We start from the raw sequence: 18,823 nt of genomic DNA, 5'->3' as shown, positions 1-18,823 counted from the left end.
TCGATGGCTCACTCAATCCGTCATCTCTTGCCTTCGGCTCCTTTTGTGAAACCCTCACCGACCTCCCCGCCGTCGTCCCCTCTCACTGACAAAGACGCCGACGCGATGCGGTGGGTGGACGGTGCGAGCAATCTGCTTGACGCCCAATACCGTATCCCTGGCACCCGAATTCGATTCGGCCTCGATTTTTTGCTGGGGTTGGTCCCGGGTGCAGGCGACGCGGTCAGCTTGGGGTTCTCGGGGATGCTGATCGCGACGATGGCCAAGAACGGCGCGAGTATACGGTTGATTTTGTTGATGCTCGGCAATGTCATCTTGGACGCGATCGTCGGTGCCGTCCCCGTGGCTGGAAACCTGTTCGACCTCGTTTTTCGAGCGAATCTCCGCAACGCCCGTTTGATGCGAGAACACTACGAACAGGGCAAGCACCGTGCTCACCCGTGGCCGATCCTGCTATGCATCGCAGTGATCGTGTTCGCTGTCTTCGGCGGCCTGTTCCTGTTGTTGGCGATGGCTGTGACTGCGCTCTTGAAATGGATCTTTTAGAGGGGCAGCGGGATCGAGTTGCGGCCTGTGGGTAGAAGTTGATGCCATCGGCAGTTTTTGTAAAGTTCACAGTTTCGCTCATGCGTACGATCGTCATAACCGATTCAAAGTGAAATAAGTTGCTGTCTGAAACGGTTTCGGCCTATGGAGCAGCCTCGCAGTGGAACTTTGCAGTCCACTTGGAAACTTACCCCCGTGAGAAGGACATCCGTGGTGGCCAACGAAGATTCGCAAACCAGCTCAATCACATCGACCACACTCGACTCATGGGCGACGACCCCTTCGACGTGGCGGCAGAATTCGGACATTGAGTTTCGCGTTCGCCGCCGAGGGCAACCGACCCGGCGGCTCCGCTTGCCTGGCGCTCGGTACACTCTCGGCAGCGGAACGGGCTGCTCGATACCGCTCGAGGATGCATCGCTGCGCCCCTTGCACGCCGTCCTGATCCGTGACGAAGAGCGGATACTTGTGCGAGCGTACTCAGTCCCTTTGCAGATCAATAACAAGCGTGTTGCGGAAGGTTTGCTGAGCACGGGGGATCGTTTGCGTCTGGGGGCGTACGAGTTCGAGCTTCTCGAGACATCGCTCGACCTGGCCGATTCGATCAGCCACACGATTTCGCAAGGCGTCGTTGGCGAAGAGGAGCACGGCGAGGCTCAGAAAGACGATTGGTCCAGATCGTTTCATGAAGAGGCCAAGCAGTGGCGGGCGCTCAAACAGGACACGCAGCGTCGTGAAGAATGGTGTCAGGCACGTGAACGCGAACTGCAGGAGCAGGATGCCTCCCTCACGCAAAAGATGGAGGCGCTGCACAACCGTGAGGAAGCTCTGCAGACTCAGGAGTCTGCCGCTGCCGAGGTGCATGATGAGTTCCTGCATCACTACCAGGAGCTGTTGCGCCATCGCGACGAGCTGCAACTGCAACAGGAAGAACTAGCGACCGGACGCGAGCAGCTGCGTCTGCAGCAGGAGCGGCTCGAAGGTCGGGATCGATTGCATCGCCAACAGATCGACAAGCTGATTGGTGAGCAGGAGGAATTGAAAAACGCCGGGGCGCTCACCCAACAGAAACTAGCCGACAGCGAAAGTCAGCTCGTCGTGTCGCGTCAGCAAGCCGAAGCGGCAACGTCCGCGGTCGCGCAGATGCGAGAGAAGTTCACGTCACTGAGCGAACAGCTGGTGCGGCTGTCCCAGCACCAAGCCTCTCTGCAGCAGCTCGAAGCGCAGCGAACCCTCGAGCATCGACAACGCACCGACGAACTTGAGCTCGCCCGCGATGAAGCACTCGCCCAATGCGAGTACGTATCGGCTCAACGCGACAATATCGCGACCCAGCGGGACGAGATTGCTGCCCAACGGGATGATCTGGTTATCCAGCGGAATGAGCTTGTCGCAGAGCGAGATGACATTGCCATCGAGCGAGACGACATCGCTATCGAACGAGATGACATCGCGATGCAGCGAGATGATATTGCGATCGAACGCGATCAGATTGCCGCCTGCTGTCAGGAACTCGAATTGGTCCAAGAGCAATTGCGAATGGAGATTGGAGAGTTGCAGCGGGACATTGCACGCACCCGGGCTGATGCTGACACGCTCGATCAAGATTGCTGGGAAGCCCGTCATATGATCTCGGGCTTGGAGGATACGCTCCGCGACCAAGATGATCGCCACGAAACCGATCGACAATCTTGGACACATGAGGTCGACGCGTTGCGGAAGAATATCGACGAGCTTTCGCTCGATCTGGATAGCGCTCAAACGCACCTCTCTCAGCTTCGTGAAGACAATACACGACTCTCGGATCAATTGATTGGGGCAACAGCCGAACGCGACGAAGCTCGGGCTGAGCGGGAAGCGGCCATTGAGCAACGCCAGGCCGCTCAACAGGCCTGCGACATCGCTAAGATGGATTGTGAATCGGCGCGCCGCGAGCTCGATAACGCTCGGTTGGATGTTAAACTCGCACGTCAAGAACGCGACGAGGCGGCAGCGCTTCGCGACGAAATTGCCGCTCAGCGAGACGAAATCGCAGCGCAGCAAAACGAAATTGCCGCTCAGCGAGATGAGCAGACCCTCAGTCATGAAGCGATTGCCCAGCAGCGTGATGAGCTGGTGTCCGAGCAAGCTGCATGGGCGGAGCAGAAGTCGCATGCCGATCGTCGTTATCAAGAGGCCCGGGCGCATCTCGCAGATGCACGGGAGAAGTGCGAACGAGCGGTGCGGGCGCGTGACGAAGCCGAAGCGGCTCGATTGGCCGCCGAAGAAGAACTCGCGATCGCAACCGCGGATCTGAAGGCGATGCAGGCTGAACGAGATCACGCGATCGCTCTTCAGGAAGACCTGCGACGTCAGCGAGACGATGCGATACAAGACGCCCAGGATACGCGGGAGTTGTTCGATCGATCGAATCGTGACCATGACGATACCCTCGAGCTGATTGAGCGCCTCGAGCAAAAAACTCGCGAAGTGATGGGGACCTTTGTGCCCGATCTCACGCCTGCAGGATCTCCACGACTCAGTCTGCTCGATCACGGAGTCGACGCCGCTGCCGCGATCGACGTCGAGAGCTGTCGCTCAATGACCCTCGCCGCCTCGGAGCCGAGTGTGGTCAACGAACCATTCGATGCAGCCGACGTTTGGCCGACCTATTCCACCAAAGAACTCGAGCCAGATGAAACGCCCGCAGCGGTGACTCCGACCGAGGCGGTGACTCCGACCGAGGCAGTGGCTCCAGACGCAGTTGCGACTGCGGCCGAAGTTGCGACTCCGGCCGAAGTTGCGACTCCGGCCGTATGTGTCGAGCCGGCCTGCTCGGTCGACTGTGACGATGCGGCGGAGACCCAGGCTGTTGATTTTTATCCTGTGGATGAATGCACGAACAAAGATCTCAGCGAGGCAGTGCCTGCGATGGATCGCGAGTTCCATGGCCCTGATCCACAGATCGCCGGGCCGGACCAGGAACCCATCGGCCCACCATCGTTATCCATCGTCACAACGGATTCTGTCGCGAAGGATGTTGTCGCGAGCGATGCCCCTGTTGCGGAAGACGATTCCATCGAAGCCTACATGAACCGGTTACTGCAGCGGGTTCAGGGCCGCATCACCGATGCCGTCCCACGCGGGGCTCAATCCGAGCAGGAAGATCAAGAGGAGCCCGAGCAGCTCAGCATCGCGGCGCAGTCTGTCACCAAGGTCGGCGAAGTGTCCATGAAGCCTGTCTTGCATGGCGATTCGCCAGAGACTCCTGCGGAACCAGTGAAAGAAGATAAGGGGCCATCGGCCGCGCGGAAGCCAACCATTTCGCCTGCTCGAAATACGGCCCCACGCAGCCAGAAAACAACGAGCCAGGCCACTTTGAAGTACGCGCAAATGGGGGCCGCCTTACTGTGTGGGGCCGCTGCCGTTGTGCTGGTCGCCTTGCCCATGTTGAAAATGGTTGCTGCCATTGCCGCCGTGCTGATCGCAGCGATCTGTGCCAAGGAGGCCATTGCGTTGAAGACCGAAGTGATCCGGCCGAGCAACTCAAAACGAGAAGTGTCTAAGACCCATCCCGTTGCCACTAAAGCGGCAGCGTAGCGAGAGGCCCGTTGCGGGGCGTCGATTGAGTCATCCGCGACGCGGTAAGCGACGGGGATGATGTTGTTATCCGGTGACCGACGGCACGCCGCTCACCCGTGTGTTTCCAGGGGCGATGAAATCGGCAGCCTGGAAAATGATTCGACGCGACAAGGCCTCATCACACTGTTGGTGGGCCGGCGGAGAGCAGTCGCTCAATCGCTGCCAATCGCTGAGCAGGCTCAGGGCCAAGTCGAGTCAGGGTGTTTAGGTATGCTCGTTCTTCGTTCAACGATGCGACCAATTCGCTGTGCCAGCATCGTATTAAACGCGGTCCAAAGAGTATCGCAGCCTCTTGGTCGAGCCCCGCATACGCGCTGTCTTGGTACGGTGTCGGCAAGTTCGGTTCAGCGTCCGAACGCTGGAAACGCAGCACGATAAACCGTCGGCGTGTGCTGAGCAGAGCGGGGCGTAGTCGCTTTGCAGATCCGAGTGCGAGGGTCTCATCGATGAGGTCATAGTGCCGCTGCATTGCCCAGCGCCGTACCAGCTCTGGCTTGCAGTTGGGCTGCACAATAAGCGTGTCGGGGACGCGTTCGGGGTGTGATTCTAAAATTTGCACGATCGCCGCGCCGCCCATCCCGCACACGCTCAATCCGTCTGCTTCTCGCACTGACAGCCCTGCCAACCCGTCAGCGAGGCGAACATCTGCAGATAGCTCAGCGAGTGTGCGGCTCGAGTTCTCCCACGGTTGAGATTTATTCTCAATGGCGATGCCGTGCTCAATTCGGCCCGCCTTCAAGAGCGCCTTGAGCAAATGGCCATGGTCAGAACCAATGTCAGCATGCGTGTGCCAGCGAATTTGTCGGGCTACCGCACGGAGCCGTTGATCGAGATGGGGCACGGTATCGTCAGGTCGTATGGGTGGGTGCGGGTCGCTGGGGGCCATTGTCCCGAGCGAGCGATTCGGTCCAGATTTGGGCGGGGGTTCCAACGCATGGCATGCTCGCTAGTCGATAGCGTCTCAGCTCATGCGCACCCATTGTCCACCCACTGCGACGTCGCATCCCAGTCCGATCCCATTGGCGCCAAGCGGCAGATCCATGCGAGTACTGCCAATCGCTCGCAAACGATGCCAGGATCAAAGATTCCTGTCGTGTCTTGACCGGATTGTTGTGCCATCGCGATCGCATGCAGTGCTTGGTAGTGTCGTTCGGCGGCATCGAGCAGTTCGGCTGTGCTGCGCAAACGGGCTTGCTCGACGATCTCGCTATCAGGGAGATCGATCATTAATCGCGTGACGGCGGTGAGGTCAGCGCGTTCATCAGGCCACGGTAGATCGAACTGCATTCCCAGCGCCCATTGGAGGGTTGCCAGGGCTTCATATCGCCAGATCATCGACGCGGCGTCCGCTAATTTGGCTTGCACATCAACCGCGCCGGCGTGCTGAGGAGGCCCCTCGTCGAAAAACGCGAGTTCCTGCGGCGACATCGCTGCGTAGCCCAGTGGGCACCTCGCTCGCATTCGCTGCATATCGAGCGTTTGGCCACTGAGGATTGATTCGGCACGGGTTGCCACGAGAAACAGGGCGAGAGATCGGCGAGCCACCTCCGTTGGTGAGATCACCGTTATCTCATCTTCACCGCGAACGGGCAGGATCCCTTCGACGGGGTCAACCAAGCGGTTGCGAAGAGACATGGTGGCTTCGCTCTGCCGCTGACGCGCGTCCCGGGGAAACGGGATCACGGCGAGCGGGTCAGGTTCGCTGCCCTGGGAATCGAGCAGTAACCGACCGGCCGGATCGAGTACGCGGAGATCCGAAGTGACCCAAATGACGTTGGCCTGCCATCCCCATGATTGGGACTGGGCAGGTTCGACGGTGCCGTCACCGTCGAGGGTGAGCACATGTTTACTGCGGAGTAGGTGGTCGCGGATTGGTTGCGTGATGGGCAAACCATCCCGTGGCGACGTCGATAGCCACTGCAGTGTTTCGTCGGTGATCGCGGCCGTGTCGTCTGAGCCCGCCGGGCACAGGCCATTGGGCGGTGCCGGCAAAGTCGCCAACGTAGAGAAGGCACGCGTGTGGTTCAGTAGACTAGGAATAATTAAAGACAATTATTCGGCACTCACGCTCAACCCAAACCCCATTTTTCCTGGAACCAGGCCACACGGTCGGCTCGTCGGGGGCTGTAATTGGCGGTTGGCTTGAACTTCTCACGCTTGAGGAAACTGATCATCGACGCGGCGGGTACCTGTGCGTGCTGCGTGATGGCATCGGTTGTCTCGGCGTCGGCTTTCCAGTTATACAGGATCGCTTTCTCGCGTTCGAACCACTCATCGAGGTACTGCGCGTCGGTTGAGCTGACGACGACGTGCTCGTATTCTTTTTTGCATAAGAACCCGAGCATGCGACCTGCCATCTCTCGCGTGCGTGCTTGATCACCCTCACAGGTTGCCGATGCAACGTTCCACACAGAGGTGAAACCGTGCTCGTCGACGTCGTCCTTGCTGTACTGAAGCGTGACTTCGGGGGCGACTTCTTCCGTTTCGGCTTCTTCGGTCGGCTCGGTGGTCATATCGTCTGAAAACACTCATCGAGGGGAAAGTGCGAGGGATTCGAAAGCTAATTAGACGCAAAAACCGCGTCCGCGAGAAGCCCCCGCCCAAATTCAACTTGGCATTTTCGCACCGACACGGCATAATCACCCGGTGACGAGGCTATTTTGGCCCCGGCATGGCACGGCTTCCACGGATTTGGCAATCACGCCGATGGCACGGAAAAGGATATCCCGACGGCGACCCACTTTCGATCGGCCCACTTTCGATCGGCCCACTTTCGATCGGCCCACTTTCGATCGGCCCACTTTCGATCGGCTCAGTGAAGAATCGCCCGTCGGTGGATGCGGGTTCGGCCGCAATCCCCTCGACCCCTATGCCACCGCGGACGTCTCCGACGGCTCCGCTGCCGCGATCCCCAGCCGCCCGAGCGACATGATTGGCGGCGATTCACGCTCCGAACTTCGCGATCGGGTGCAAGCGTTTTGCCCGCCGGTCCCGGGGGTTTACGGGATGTTTGATCGTACGGGCGAGTTGATCTATGTCGGCAAGAGTAGCTCGCTTCGGAACCGATTGCTGAGCTACTTCGGCCAATCGGCAGCGGGTGAGAAAGCGGGCCGAATTATCGGACACGCCCGCGCAATCCAGTGGGAGACCCAGCCCTGTGATTTCGCGGCACAACTCCGTGAGTTGGAATTGATCCGCCGGTTTGTTCCGCGATTCAATGTCCAGGGGGTCCCCCAACGCCAGCGGCCCGTCTATCTCTGCCTGGGACGCAAACCGGCCGAGACCTTTTTCATTGCCAGCTCACCGCCCACGAAAGACTTGGTCGCCGTGGAGGGCCCGTTCTACGGTGCGGGGCGGATGGCCCGTGTCGTCGATGCACTCAACAAGACATTCCGCTTACGCGATTGCAGTAATCTAACCCCGTTCGTGTATGCGGATCAGATGTCGCTCTTTGAGGTGCATCCGCGTGCGGGCTGCCTGCGGCTGGAGATCGGTACCTGCTTGGGCCCCTGTGCCGCCGCTTGCACTCGTCAGGAATATCTCCGCCGCGTCAACGAAGCCGAGAGTTTTCTCGATGGTTTCAACGACGAGCCGCTCGCGGCGACCCAGGAAATCATGGAAACAGCTGCCGCCAATCGCCAATACGAACTCGCCGCGCGGGCTCGCGATACGCTCCTGTCTCTCAATTATGCCCAGAAGAAGCTGGGACGCTTGGCCGAGGCACGTGAACAGTATTCGTTCATCTATGCCGCCACCGGCTACGACGGGCGAGCCATTTGGTACCTGATCCGGCGGGGTGAAGTCGTCGATGTCGCTGCTGCCCCTAAGGATTCAGCGGCGTATCAAACACTCAAACCGCAGCTGAACGAGTGGGCAACTCGACTGACAGCCCGCCACACACGCACCCTGTCAGATTACCCCTATACCGTTTCCGTCGTTGCATCGTGGTTCCGCAAACACCGCACGGAGTTGAAACAAACCTTCGCCCCCGAATCCGCCGGCCGCAAATACCGTCACCTCGCTCGAGTCGCTGTGGGGTGACGCCTGGATTCGCAGGCGTCTGAAACCAAACCAGGGGACCATCGGCTCGATGGCAGCCGATCGCCATCCGATCGCCGGCCGATCGCCAGCCGATCGCCATCCGATCGCAATGCTCGCTGGGGAAGTTGGGGCGAATCGTTCGGCCGCGGAACCGAGAAAATGTGACAGCAATGCGGATAATTCGCTGGGCCGTGACGAGCTTGTCAACGGAATCGATCCATCGCGATATCGCGGGCGATGGCCTCGTGCCGAAAAGAGTTCAGGGTATATCGATAATCAGCACAGCGCCACAGGTGCACAGGGTATGACGGACTCGGCCACAACCAGTAACTCAGAGTTCCGCAGCAAGCGTCGCATGCTGTTGGCCGTTGCCCTCGTCTGTGTGGGTTGTCGCGGTGTGGCAAAACCGGATACCGAACCGACTCACTTTCAGAGTCTTCCCATGCCGTTGATGCGGCCCGATCCAGCAACGGTCCGGATGTGTGGATTCTACGATGGCGAAAGGCTCGGACTGCAACAAACCGACTCGTCCGCACGGTCAGAGTCCTTGTCTTCCACGCAGCTTGATCGCTAGGACGCGGCCGGCGGGACCGCGATGCTTCGTGACGGGCCATGGATGATTCGTTCATGGCTATCCGCTCTGAGTCGCCGAGCCTCTGCACGACTCGGGGGCCCGTCTCAAACGCCATCTCGAAGCAACTCATCTGCCACGCGTCCCATCGTTCTTGGCAGCTACAGGATCTTGTTGAGAAAGATCGTTTCGCCGAGGTCACGGTTGCTCGCTGGATCACAGAAGCCGTGGTTTCGATACAGTCCCGCGGCGGCCTCGTTACCGCGATAGACCTCCAGGGTCACTTTGCAGCAACCACGTTGGCGGGCCCACTGCGTGGCGGCATCGAGTAATCGCTTGCCGACGCCTTGGCCTCGATAATGATTCGTGACCATCACGTCGTGAAGATTGAGTACCGGCATCGCGGCAAAGGTCGAAAACGATTCGAATCCATTGATCAATCCGACAGCGGTCGAGCTGCCATCGGAGTGATCGTTGAAGGCCAAGATTGAGACGGCGTGTTCGCGCGCGGCGAGTTCATCGACGACCCGTTGCCGCACTTCGAACGACAATCCGGTGCCACCGATTGCAGGATCAGCGGCGTATTCGGAGAGCAGTCGCAGAATCGCCACGCGGTGAGCTCGACAGTGGTAGTTGGCAACGAGCGTAGAAATGTTCATTGATTCGGCGTGCGACGAAAGGAGTTGGCGGATCGAACAGCAGAAATCAGTTGATAGAGGGATCGACGTGGGGGGACAACCCGCGTGGGACACCAGGGGTTAGAATATCGATTCCTTTGAATCGATCCCGTTTCCACCTAACCCGAAAAAATGATGCACTCTCCCTCGTTTCCCTCCCCCTTCCATCGTCGCTCGCTTGGCGTCCTTACCTTATCACTCAGTGCGCTTCTCGTTGGTTACCCTGCGGTTCCCGCAAACAGCCAGGATGCTGCTGCGAAAACGTCTGGGAAACCAACGCTGAAACATCTTATCGGCGACGGTAACTTTGAGATTGGCCCCGATTACACGACCGATCCAGATCTGACCGACCAGGGAAACCCGAAAGGCAAATCCTTCGAATTCGAGATGCCCTTGGCCGACAGCAAAATCTTCCGGGGCGACGATACAACGCTCGATCCCAAGAAGACGGTCCGCGTGGCACGCAAAATTTTCGTGTACGTTCCCGCAGCATACCAAGACGGTACGAAGGCCCCGTTGCTGGTCATTCACGACGGTCCCGCTCGACTCGATCTGGTGCGCAATGCACTCGACAATTTAACCATTTCCAAGGATCCCAATCGTCGGCTGCCCGCATTCATTGCGATCGCGGTTCAGAACGGTGGCGATGACAGCTACGGCAGCGAGCGTGGGCTCGAATATGACACGATGTCCGATCGCTTGGCGAGATTCATCAACGACGAAGTCCTGCCAGCGGTCGTCAGCAACACCGAAATTCTCGCCGCATACCCAAACATTGCGCTCACCGAGGATCCCGATGGCCGGGCGGTGATGGGGTGCAGCAGTGGTGGCGCCGCGGCACTGACGATGGGGTGGTTTCGTCCTGATCTCTTTCGGCGGCTAATCACCTATTCGGGAACTTTCGTCGACCAGCAGGACGAAGACGCCGCCGAGGAAGCAGACTATCCACTTGGCGCCTGGGAATATCACTCGGGAAAGAAACTGATTGAAAACAGCGAGAAGAAACCGCTGCGTATTTTCACGCATGTCGCTGAGAACGATCTGCGCAACCAAGATCCTGCGGAGACCTACCACAACTGGGTCATGGCTAACCGCCGCACCGCAGCGGTGCTGGCGGCGAAAGGCTATGACTATCGCTTCGTGTTCAGCCGTGGCACCCGGCACTGCGATCAGAAGGTGTTCAAGCAAACGCTCGCCGATACCCTCGTCTGGGCTTGGCAAGGCTATCGCTAGCGCCCGTAGGACGGGACCCTTGTCCCGTCCGATGATGCCGGTTTGCTCGCCAGAGATCGGTTTGCTCGCTCGGGACAATGGTCCCGAGCTGCGATTTTCTGCGGGGTCTTAAGCGGCCCGTCGCAGTGGTTCATGCGACGTAACCGGGATGCGAATCGGCTCTGCCTGTTCGTCGCTGCGGAGCACGCCTTTGGTGTGCAGAGTCGCCGCGACGGACCGTGCCGCCAGTGGTGCGCTCGCTCGGGCGACTGCCGAGCCGATACCGCTTGAAAAACAAGTGGCGATCAAGCGTCCGAAACTCTTGCCCCAGCCACCGTTGCCGAAGTGATCGGCGATCGCTTGCAAACGGCGATGGTTGCGGGCAATCTGGAGTTGGTAGTCGTCACCGATGGCAGTGCTTTCAGCGACTCGCAGGGTACACTCGGCAGCAGCCACGCATCTCCAGCCTGCTTGCCGTGCCAACAGACTGTAGGCCATCGACGCCTCGACAACGTTATCGCCTCGGAACGTTCCCATCAGACTGCGGAGGAGATCGCGCCGCCAAAAACTGGCCGACAGGAAACTGCCTTCGACACTGCGGAGTTGTTTGCCGGTGAGCGTATCGACACCAGCACCGATCAGGTCACAGGCCGTCCCACGGGAACGCATCCAGCCCGCATGCACAATTTCGTCGCTATCTGAACTCCGGACGACGGGGACAACCACGCCGGTATCGGATTGTTCAAAGGCATCAAATGCCGTTTCTGTCCAATCTGGAGTGGCTCGATAGCCATCCGAGATGACATGGACGAACCGTCCTCGAGCAATGTCCGCGGCTTCACCTATCTGTTTGGTAAGGCTGGCCGAGGTCTCGATGAACCGAATTTCATCGGCTAATTCAAAAGGATCGTCGTAATCGCCCGCATGCGGAACGATTACCTCGCACGCATCGGGTAGATGCTGCAGCACGCTGGCGAGCGTACTCTCAAATGATTCGCTATCCCCGCGAAAGGGGACAACAATCGACAACCGTGGAATCGTAGGAAACTTTGGCACCGCTGCACCTGCATGGGTCAAATTCGAAGGGGTCACTGCGTAAGGGTTTCGGAATCGCCGGGGCATTGGGTTGAGTCGTTTGTCACCCAACGTGTTGAATTGCCAGACTTCGCCACGCCCCGAGTTTACACCGGCCCACTAACCGGAAAGGTTTACCAGGAATCCGCAGGCGCAGCGGATTGGCGGCGGTGGCTGCGGAGAGCTTAGGTTTTCACCGCGGGCGGGGGCTGGCGGTACAACGCGATGGCGTGTTGGCGATACCACTGGGCGGCGTGAGCGAACTCAGCTTGTTGCTGGAGTGCCTTCTCCGATCCATTTTCGTCCGAAACGGACTCGAGTCGATCCGCAAACTGGTGCAGCGTTTCGCTGGCGCGGCGCGTCCATCCCCACCGTCGTAGTCGCCGATCCATTTTCTTGCGGGCGGACGCCAGAGCTGCGGCGTGGGCATCCCCCCGAAGCCCCCGTTTTCGCCACCACAGCCAGAGTACCAGTCCCAGCAGCAGCGGTAGCTGTAGCACACGAAAAACAGTAGCGACGGCGTCGGTGACACGGAGTGACAAGAACTTACCCCACTGCTCTCGCAGCCAACTGAGTGCCGCCATCGGTTTCCCTTCCGTCGGATCGCCTGTCACGTCCGCGGTGGGTTCCGATTGTGCGACGTTGAGTGTCCGATATTGGCGGCCGGGTGTGGACTCAAGCGATACCCAGCGTCCCTGAGAGTCGTCGTAGTACTCTACCCAAGCATGAGCATCCCGGTTCCGCGCCAGATAAACCTTTTGCGAATTGTCAAATTCGTCCATGACGTAGCCGGTGACGTATCGGGCCGGTATGCCTTGCGTCCGCAGCATCAAAGTGGATGCCGATGCAAATAGTTCACAGTGCGCCGCATGTTTTGTGTTCAAAAAGTAAGCGATGGGATCCACCCCGCGCGGCGGCAGCGGAGGCGATAACGAGTAGTAAAAGTTGTTTTGGAAATAGGCTGCGATCCGCTGTGCTTTCTGTTCCGGGGAGGTTGCATCGCGGCAGATTTCGTCGGTGATTTCAGTAATCAATTTCTCGATTGCGGGTTCCACCGAGCTGAGTAACTGGCGGGCATGTTTGGTTAAGACTTCGTGTTCGGTCGACATCGCCACGCCGGCCACCCAGGGCTGGCTCGTGTCGAGACCTTGACTGATCAGTCCATCAGGCGTGATTCCCATCATGTCGCCGTGCCCTTCGACCCACATCGCCGCGGCGGGCAAGAACGTCTGGGGGCCTTTTTCGGCATGCCCATGGATTTCGACCGTCCCGGCGAAGATGCGGTCGCCCGACTCGGCACGATTGAAACTTAACGGAAAGCGATGTCGCAACTGGTTGCTAGGTTTCTGTAGCGGAACACTCGCGGTGCTCGATGCCCGCACCGGCCGTGAACGAACCATGTCGATGACGTCACCCTGTTGGTCCCACTCGATCCAGCGACGTTGGGTTCGCCATCGTCGATCGGTGTACGAGTCATAAACATTGCCACGCAGATACCCCGGAGTGTTGTCGCAATAGCCACGCAGGGCGACGCCCGTGGGATCCGAAAGCATCCGTTGTTGCACACTTCCCAAGCGACCGCCTGAGACGTATCCACCCCCGGCCCATGAAATGGGGGCATCGGTATTCTCAAATCGGCCTTTGAGCTGCGCGAAAACCTCGGCTTGGACATTCGGCAATACCGTGTCGGTCACCTGCACCAGCGTGGACGCGGCAATCAGAAAGAGAGACATCGTGAGCAACAGATAGGGCCACGTTTCGGGCCGGAACGTCGCTCGTCCCTCACCACGGGGCGCCGATCGGAAACGGTGACGAGAAACGATCACTTGGGCGGCGAGCACAAACCCGATGACCGTGATCAGTCCCACGGCGGTCTGGGCCGTCCGTGAATTGCTGACGCCCCCGCCAGCGACGGCCATTAAAACCGTGACCAAGGCAATCACCATCATGGTGACATGCCCCTGGCGAGGCCACACCGCCCACAGGATGCATGTCAGCGCGATGCCATAGTGTGCGATCGTGTCGACCGCCAGTATCAGCATGCTCGACGTTTCGGTCATCTGGTCTGCAATGCGCCACAGAAAGATCAGCACAAGTGCGCCGATCATGACGAGCAGGAGCGCCGCAGCACGCCATAATGCACTCCACAGCCCTCGATCGCCCTGCAGCGATCCGGGCCTGCCTGCCTGGAAGTGCGACCATTTCTCGCCGAGAATCCCCGCCAGTAAAGCCGCGGCGACGTACGACAAACAGGCCGATTGGGTGAGGAATGTCGCCCCGACGAACCACGCCAGCATAACAATCACCGCCCCCAAAACGAAACGATTATCGATTCGTAGCGGCTGCGGGGATCGTGATGGGTCGCTACTCATGACGTCGGCACCTGGTCAATCACATCTGGATAAACGCTGCTTGCACCGCTGGCCTGCCCGGTTGGAACCTGTTGCACGTGGCGGTCGGTAACCCAGCGTGTTTGGTCGGGGACGTCCATGTCAACGGTGCCGTGCGCCCGACAGGAAAAAACGAACAGGGCTTCATCTCGTCCCGCATGCAACTCCTGTTGCCAGCGGGCGAGCTGTTGCGGTGATTGCGAACTCGGTTCCACGCGATCGAGGGCAGCCAGGGCGATCAACAATTCACCTGGGTCACCGCCTGCTTCGCAGCGCCGCGGTATCTTTGACTCGTCACTGGCCAGGGACAGAGTCACCGCGGCCCCTTTTCGTGTGAGCGTTTGGATGGATCCCGCGGCCAGGGCGAGGATCCGTTCGAATGGCGGATGCACCGATTCGGATGGGCGGCCCCACGTGACCAACCGCCGCCACAGGCGGGCACGAACGCGAGGGCGAGGAACATCGGGGCACGCGTTGTCGATCCAAATCCGTACCGATCTCGCCGCTGGCGTGCTGAACTCGCGCAGAATGGGTCTGCCCAATCGCGCCCACGATGAAAAGTCCCACCGGCGAACCGGGATGCCTTCGCGGTACTCGAGCGAACCGATGTAGTGGACCTGATCGCCCTGCGAGATCCGTGTGGCAATCCCCTTGAGCGTGCTTTGGAGCGAACGCCACAACTCATCATCTTCGTCGCTCGGTGCCGCGGGCGTGACGGCAATGTTGGTGTGAGGGTCTACTTTCCCAGTAGCGCGAAACAGATAGAACGGGAAATAGGATTCCACCGAGATCGCCGGTAGCGGGTGGATGCCACGACGAGGTAAACGCACTTCTTTGATGGTTGCGAACTCGCCCTCGGGTGGCAACCAATCACACGTCCCGGCGGTCTCGACCCAGAGGTTCATTCCCGGCCAGCGGCCTTGGTTGATCAAACGCACTGGCATCGGCAGAGACGTTCCCGCCGCGATCCAACGCGGCGCACTGACCGTCGCCTCCAAGACCGGCATCGCTAAGTGGTTGACGATCTTGCCCACGATAAACAGCGACGCGCAGGCAGCGAACATGCCCATCCAGGGGTAGCCCCAAACGATGTTCAGTGACCCAATCCCGACAATCAACAAGGATACCGACGCCGCCGTGAGCGACCGCCGAAGCGCCAACGCCCATTGAACTGGATTGACCAAGTTCAATAGGAAAAGGAACGTCGATTTCATCCTTGCAAAACTCGTCAGGAGTATTGGGTCAACAAATCGAAACCTATGGTTTCGCGTAGATCGGGCTCTTCGGATCGCCTCCCGAACGCAGGTAAGCGACCAGATCGGCAATCTCGTCGGCATTGAGCGTGTCGAGCAGCCCATTGGGCATCATGCTGACTTTGGCCGTACTCGTTTCAGCGATATTGTCACGATCGATATTCGTCAAGCTTGACGGGTCGAGCATGTTCGTCAGCACTGAAAGATTCTTGCCGTGCATGTTGATCACACGTCCCGTGACCACCTCGCCATCCTCGGTGAGGAACTGGGTCGCACCGTACTGGTCACTGATCACCTTGCTCGGCTCGATGATCGAGACAAGCATGTCATGGACGTTGTACTTGCCGCCGGCACTCGTCAGATCGGGGCCGAGAATCCCGCCCTGCAATCCCATCCGGTGACACTTGAAGCACTGCGCGGCCCCGAACAGGTTCTTGCCAAGCTCGAAATTGGGCTGGCGAGAGGTGTCGCTGACGGTGTCGTCGAGCTCCTCGACGGTCCAGTTTTTGACAAACGGCCGGGCTTCGGAAGGCCCCGCTTCGCCGGTGGCCTTGGGCGGGGTGATGACCGCCGCGAGCTCTTCTCGTTGGGCGTCGGTCAAACGATCGACAAATACATTTTTGATGTTGTCGACGAATCCGCCAAAGGACATGCCGCCACGCGCTGTGGCCATTTCATTGAACCATCCCAGATAGCGAGTACGCATCTCGTTGTTCCAGCCCTCGCTTGCCTCACGCAGTGTCATCGCATAATGGATCTGACTTTCTTGGCTGGGCGAAGTGAGCAGTTTTTCGAGCACGGCCTCGGTCGATCCCGGTGCCTGTAGGTAAACGAGCATGATCGCCAGTTCGCGGTCGAGCGAATCGATCTCGGAGGGGAAGGTGTCTCCGATCGCATCGGTCAACGCGGCGCGTTGCTGATCGCTAAATGGACCCAATCGCATTGCGACCAAGCCAGCAGCGCGGAGGAATGCGATCTTATCACTGGGGCTGAGCGAATTGAAATCCAGTTCCAGCAAGCTCTCCATCGCAGCCGTTTGGTCTGCAGCCTCGCCGCGACGGGCCAATGCGATCACGCCCAGCAGTCGAGCACGCACCGATGGGGATGCGAGTACCTTCGCTTTCCACAGTTGCACGTCGCGATGCTCCAGTGCGATCCGCGATGCAAAACGAATCGCTCGGTCCTCGTGCGACAAAAACTCCAGCGCCATCGCCGTTGCTGCGTCGGCGGTGATTGGTAAATCAGCGTCATCGACGTGCAATCTCTCGATCTGGCCACGGAGCACCCGCAGCGACTGTGCTTGCAGTTTCGCTTCGTCTTGAACTGCCGCTTCGGAATCGGCCTCTTCGGCGGGCGATCCAGTATAGGAAATTCGGTACAACCCACTCTGAGTTTCGCGGCCGCCGATCGTCAGATACATCGCGCCGTTGTGAATGACCATGTCGGTCACGGGCAGAGGAGCTGCTGTGGCGAAGGTTTCGTAATCACCCGCATAAGACGCCCCGTCTTCAGTCAAATGGACTGCGTAGATATTTCCGTAGCTCCAGTCGGCGATGAAGAGAGCGTCGCGATATCGTTCTGGGAAATTGGAGTTGTAACCAAAGCAAATGCCTGTTGGCGAACCGGGGCCAATGTCTACGGCCGCGCCAAAGGAATCCGGGTAGTAGGCAGGCCATTTTCCTGTACCGTTTCGCCAGCCAAACTCAGCGCCACTGATCACATGATTGACGCGGGTGGGGCGGTACCAGGGTGTGCCGACGTCCCATTCCATGTCGGCGTCGTAGGTGAACAGTTCTCCGTCCTGATTAAGTGCAATGTCGTACGGATTGCGAAAACCAGTCGCGATCAGTTCCCGGTTTTTGCCATCGGGATCGAGGGACATGATGAACCCCCCCGGCGCCATGCGGTCCGCATTGTGGCCGCGTGCGTCGGGCATCCGGCCGAGCAGGTGATCTTCAGCCCAGTTTTTCGGCGCGCGACTGTCGGCGATCTCTTTGGGGAGCGTGGTGTTGTTACCAGCGACCATCACGATGCGTTTCCCATCGGGGGTCAGGATCAAACCGTGCGGTCCGTGTTCGCTGCCTCCATTGAGCGGCACGATGTGCTCTTTTTTGTCGTATTGATCGTCTCCGTTCGTGTCCGTCAATCGCCACAGGCCCGCCGGAAACTGGCGGGAGTTCACATTGGCGTAGAGCGACCCGAACGCGCACAGCAACCCTTGGGCACCCGCAAACTCGATGTCCAGCTTTTCCACGGTTGCCGGATCAGCCGACACGTCGATCCGAAAGAGTCCTCCGTTTTGATCACAGGCGATCAATCGGCCTTTTGGGTCAACGGTCAAACTTACCCAGGACCCTTCGTTCTCGCTGTCGACCTGGTGGATCAACTCGACGTCGAACCCAGCAGGTACTTTGAATTGTTCAGGCGGTGTCACGCCAAGTCCCGCGGCATTGACGAGGCTGGTCGGAAGTGGAGATAGGCAAACCAATAGCGCGAGCGAACGCGATAGCCACTTACGAGGCACTGGTTGGATCATGGATGTCATTCGTGTGAGTTGGAGTTAGAGGTGGGGGCAAGAACCAAACCGATCAATCGTGAGCCGACGACGGCGGGAGTGAGTTCCGATTCGGTTTTCGAATTCGTTTGTAGGGATTTGTAGGGAAGGTGGGATTCGGAGCGCCCAGTCTAACCGCGGCAGTGGAAGAAGACCAACCATTGGTCGCAAATTTCGCGTGCTGGCGTCCGACGCGGCGGCCGCCAGCACGCTCAGCGGCGAATAAAAATCGCCGGCGTTCCCCCCCGTGGCACTGGAAAAACCCTTGCGGGGTGCCTCGCGAGAGAACTACGATAGAAGAAATGAGGGTCGACTGTTCTTCTTCATTTCTTATCTCAGTATTAATGTGAGCACCGCTCCAATGATTCATTACACTTGCGATCGTTGCCAACGTTCGATCGATCTCGGCGAAGGTCCTCGCTATGTCGTCCGCATTGATGTCGAGGTGATTGCCGATGCATCTGAAGATGCCAGCGACGACGAATCGATTGACTTTCTTGCCGAACTGAACGAGACGCTCGCGCACGAGTCGGCGAGCATGAGCACGTCCCTTGATGACAGTGAGCCGCTCGACGAACTCCACGAGGCACTCTGCCGGGGGGATGATCTCGATCACCTCGGTTCCTCGTTTTCGAGCTCCGATCATGAGGATGAGTTTGAAAGTGAGCACGTCTCTCTACCCCCGAGCTTCGATCTGTGCCCGCTGTGCTATGCCGAGTACGCCAAGAATCCGCTCAGTCGCGAGCGCGCCCTGAAACTGCACTTTAGTAATAATTGAGGCCCATGGCGCACTGAGTCGAAGGACGCTCGTCGCTCGGAGCCACTGGCGATTCTCGCCTCTCACTTCGACATCGCAACGTTCGCTGATGGTATGGTTACACTTC

The 18,823-nt window shown here is 58.9% G+C and carries 14 protein-coding genes; 6 read left to right on the top strand and 8 right to left on the bottom strand.

Annotation, left to right across the window (positions count from 1 at the left end; translation table 11 throughout):
• Positions 1 to 3: 3 nt before the first annotated feature.
• Both SH410x_RS25135 and SH410x_RS25130 read left to right on the top strand, forming a co-directional pair.
• Complete coding sequence (locus SH410x_RS25135; RefSeq protein WP_473671858.1) at positions 4 to 546, top strand: DUF4112 domain-containing protein; 543 nt, start codon at positions 4 to 6, stop codon at positions 544 to 546.
• Between the two features lie 195 nt (positions 547 to 741).
• Positions 742 to 4,125 (top strand): FHA domain-containing protein, encoded by a 3,384-nt coding sequence (locus SH410x_RS25130; protein ID WP_473671856.1) that lies wholly within the window; start codon positions 742 to 744, stop codon positions 4,123 to 4,125.
• Between the two features lie 160 nt (positions 4,126 to 4,285).
• On the opposite strand, the gene SH410x_RS25125 is transcribed toward SH410x_RS25130, so the two are convergent.
• The 3 genes from SH410x_RS25125 to SH410x_RS25115 form a co-directional block, all read right to left on the bottom strand.
• Positions 4,286 to 5,008, bottom strand: a complete 723-nt coding sequence (locus SH410x_RS25125) for a class I SAM-dependent methyltransferase (protein ID WP_473671854.1) — start codon at positions 5,006 to 5,008, stop codon at positions 4,286 to 4,288.
• A 125-nt stretch (positions 5,009 to 5,133) separates the two neighbouring features.
• Positions 5,134 to 6,219 (bottom strand): DUF4272 domain-containing protein, encoded by a 1,086-nt coding sequence (locus tag SH410x_RS25120; protein WP_473671852.1) that lies wholly within the window; start codon positions 6,217 to 6,219, stop codon positions 5,134 to 5,136.
• 17 nt (positions 6,220 to 6,236) lie between these two features.
• Positions 6,237 to 6,680 carry a hypothetical protein gene (locus tag SH410x_RS25115; RefSeq protein WP_473671850.1) on the bottom strand — a complete coding sequence of 148 codons (444 nt, stop codon included), beginning with the start codon at positions 6,678 to 6,680 and terminating at the stop codon, positions 6,237 to 6,239.
• A gap of 193 nt (positions 6,681 to 6,873) precedes the next feature.
• On the opposite strand from SH410x_RS25115, the gene SH410x_RS25110 reads away from it, so the two are divergent.
• Both SH410x_RS25110 and SH410x_RS25105 read left to right on the top strand, forming a co-directional pair.
• Positions 6,874 to 8,208 carry a GIY-YIG nuclease family protein gene (locus SH410x_RS25110; protein WP_473671848.1) on the top strand — a complete coding sequence of 445 codons (1,335 nt, stop codon included), beginning with the start codon at positions 6,874 to 6,876 and terminating at the stop codon, positions 8,206 to 8,208.
• A 49-nt stretch (positions 8,209 to 8,257) separates the two neighbouring features.
• Positions 8,258 to 8,782 (top strand): hypothetical protein, encoded by a 525-nt coding sequence (locus SH410x_RS25105; RefSeq protein ID WP_473671846.1) that lies wholly within the window; start codon positions 8,258 to 8,260, stop codon positions 8,780 to 8,782.
• Between the two features lie 158 nt (positions 8,783 to 8,940).
• On the opposite strand, the gene SH410x_RS25100 is transcribed toward SH410x_RS25105, so the two are convergent.
• Entirely contained in the window at positions 8,941 to 9,438 is a 498-nt protein-coding gene (locus tag SH410x_RS25100; RefSeq protein ID WP_473671845.1) for a GNAT family N-acetyltransferase, read from the bottom strand.
• A gap of 150 nt (positions 9,439 to 9,588) precedes the next feature.
• Here SH410x_RS25100 and SH410x_RS25095 point away from each other — a divergent pair, with 150 nt between their 5' ends.
• A complete protein-coding gene (locus SH410x_RS25095) occupies positions 9,589 to 10,689 on the top strand; it encodes an alpha/beta hydrolase (RefSeq protein ID WP_473671843.1) in 1,101 nt (366 codons plus the stop codon).
• 108 nt (positions 10,690 to 10,797) lie between these two features.
• Here SH410x_RS25095 and SH410x_RS25090 read toward each other — a convergent pair whose 3' ends face one another.
• The 4 genes from SH410x_RS25090 to SH410x_RS25075 form a co-directional block, all read right to left on the bottom strand.
• On the bottom strand, positions 10,798 to 11,724 hold the full coding sequence (locus SH410x_RS25090; RefSeq protein ID WP_473671841.1) for a glycosyltransferase family 2 protein: 927 nt from the start codon (positions 11,722 to 11,724) through the stop codon (positions 10,798 to 10,800).
• A gap of 203 nt (positions 11,725 to 11,927) precedes the next feature.
• Positions 11,928 to 14,114: a transglutaminase-like domain-containing protein gene (locus SH410x_RS25085; protein ID WP_473671839.1), complete on the bottom strand. Its 2,187-nt coding sequence runs from the start codon at positions 14,112 to 14,114 to the stop codon at positions 11,928 to 11,930.
• Positions 14,111 to 15,346, bottom strand: a complete 1,236-nt coding sequence (locus SH410x_RS25080) for a DUF58 domain-containing protein (protein WP_473671837.1) — start codon at positions 15,344 to 15,346, stop codon at positions 14,111 to 14,113. Before SH410x_RS25080 ends, SH410x_RS25085 begins: the two co-directional genes overlap by 4 nt.
• Positions 15,347 to 15,389: 43 nt before the next feature.
• Positions 15,390 to 17,930, bottom strand: a complete 2,541-nt coding sequence (locus tag SH410x_RS25075; RefSeq protein WP_473671835.1) for an L-sorbosone dehydrogenase — start codon at positions 17,928 to 17,930, stop codon at positions 15,390 to 15,392.
• A 370-nt stretch (positions 17,931 to 18,300) separates the two neighbouring features.
• Between SH410x_RS25075 and SH410x_RS25070 the strand changes: the two genes are divergently transcribed.
• Positions 18,301 to 18,717 (top strand): hypothetical protein, encoded by a 417-nt coding sequence (locus SH410x_RS25070; protein ID WP_473671833.1) that lies wholly within the window; start codon positions 18,301 to 18,303, stop codon positions 18,715 to 18,717.
• The last annotated feature ends 106 nt before the right edge of the window (positions 18,718 to 18,823 follow it).

The organism is Rhodopirellula sp. SH410, from assembly GCF_055811895.1.
This window is presented reverse-complemented; position numbering and strand designations above follow the sequence as displayed.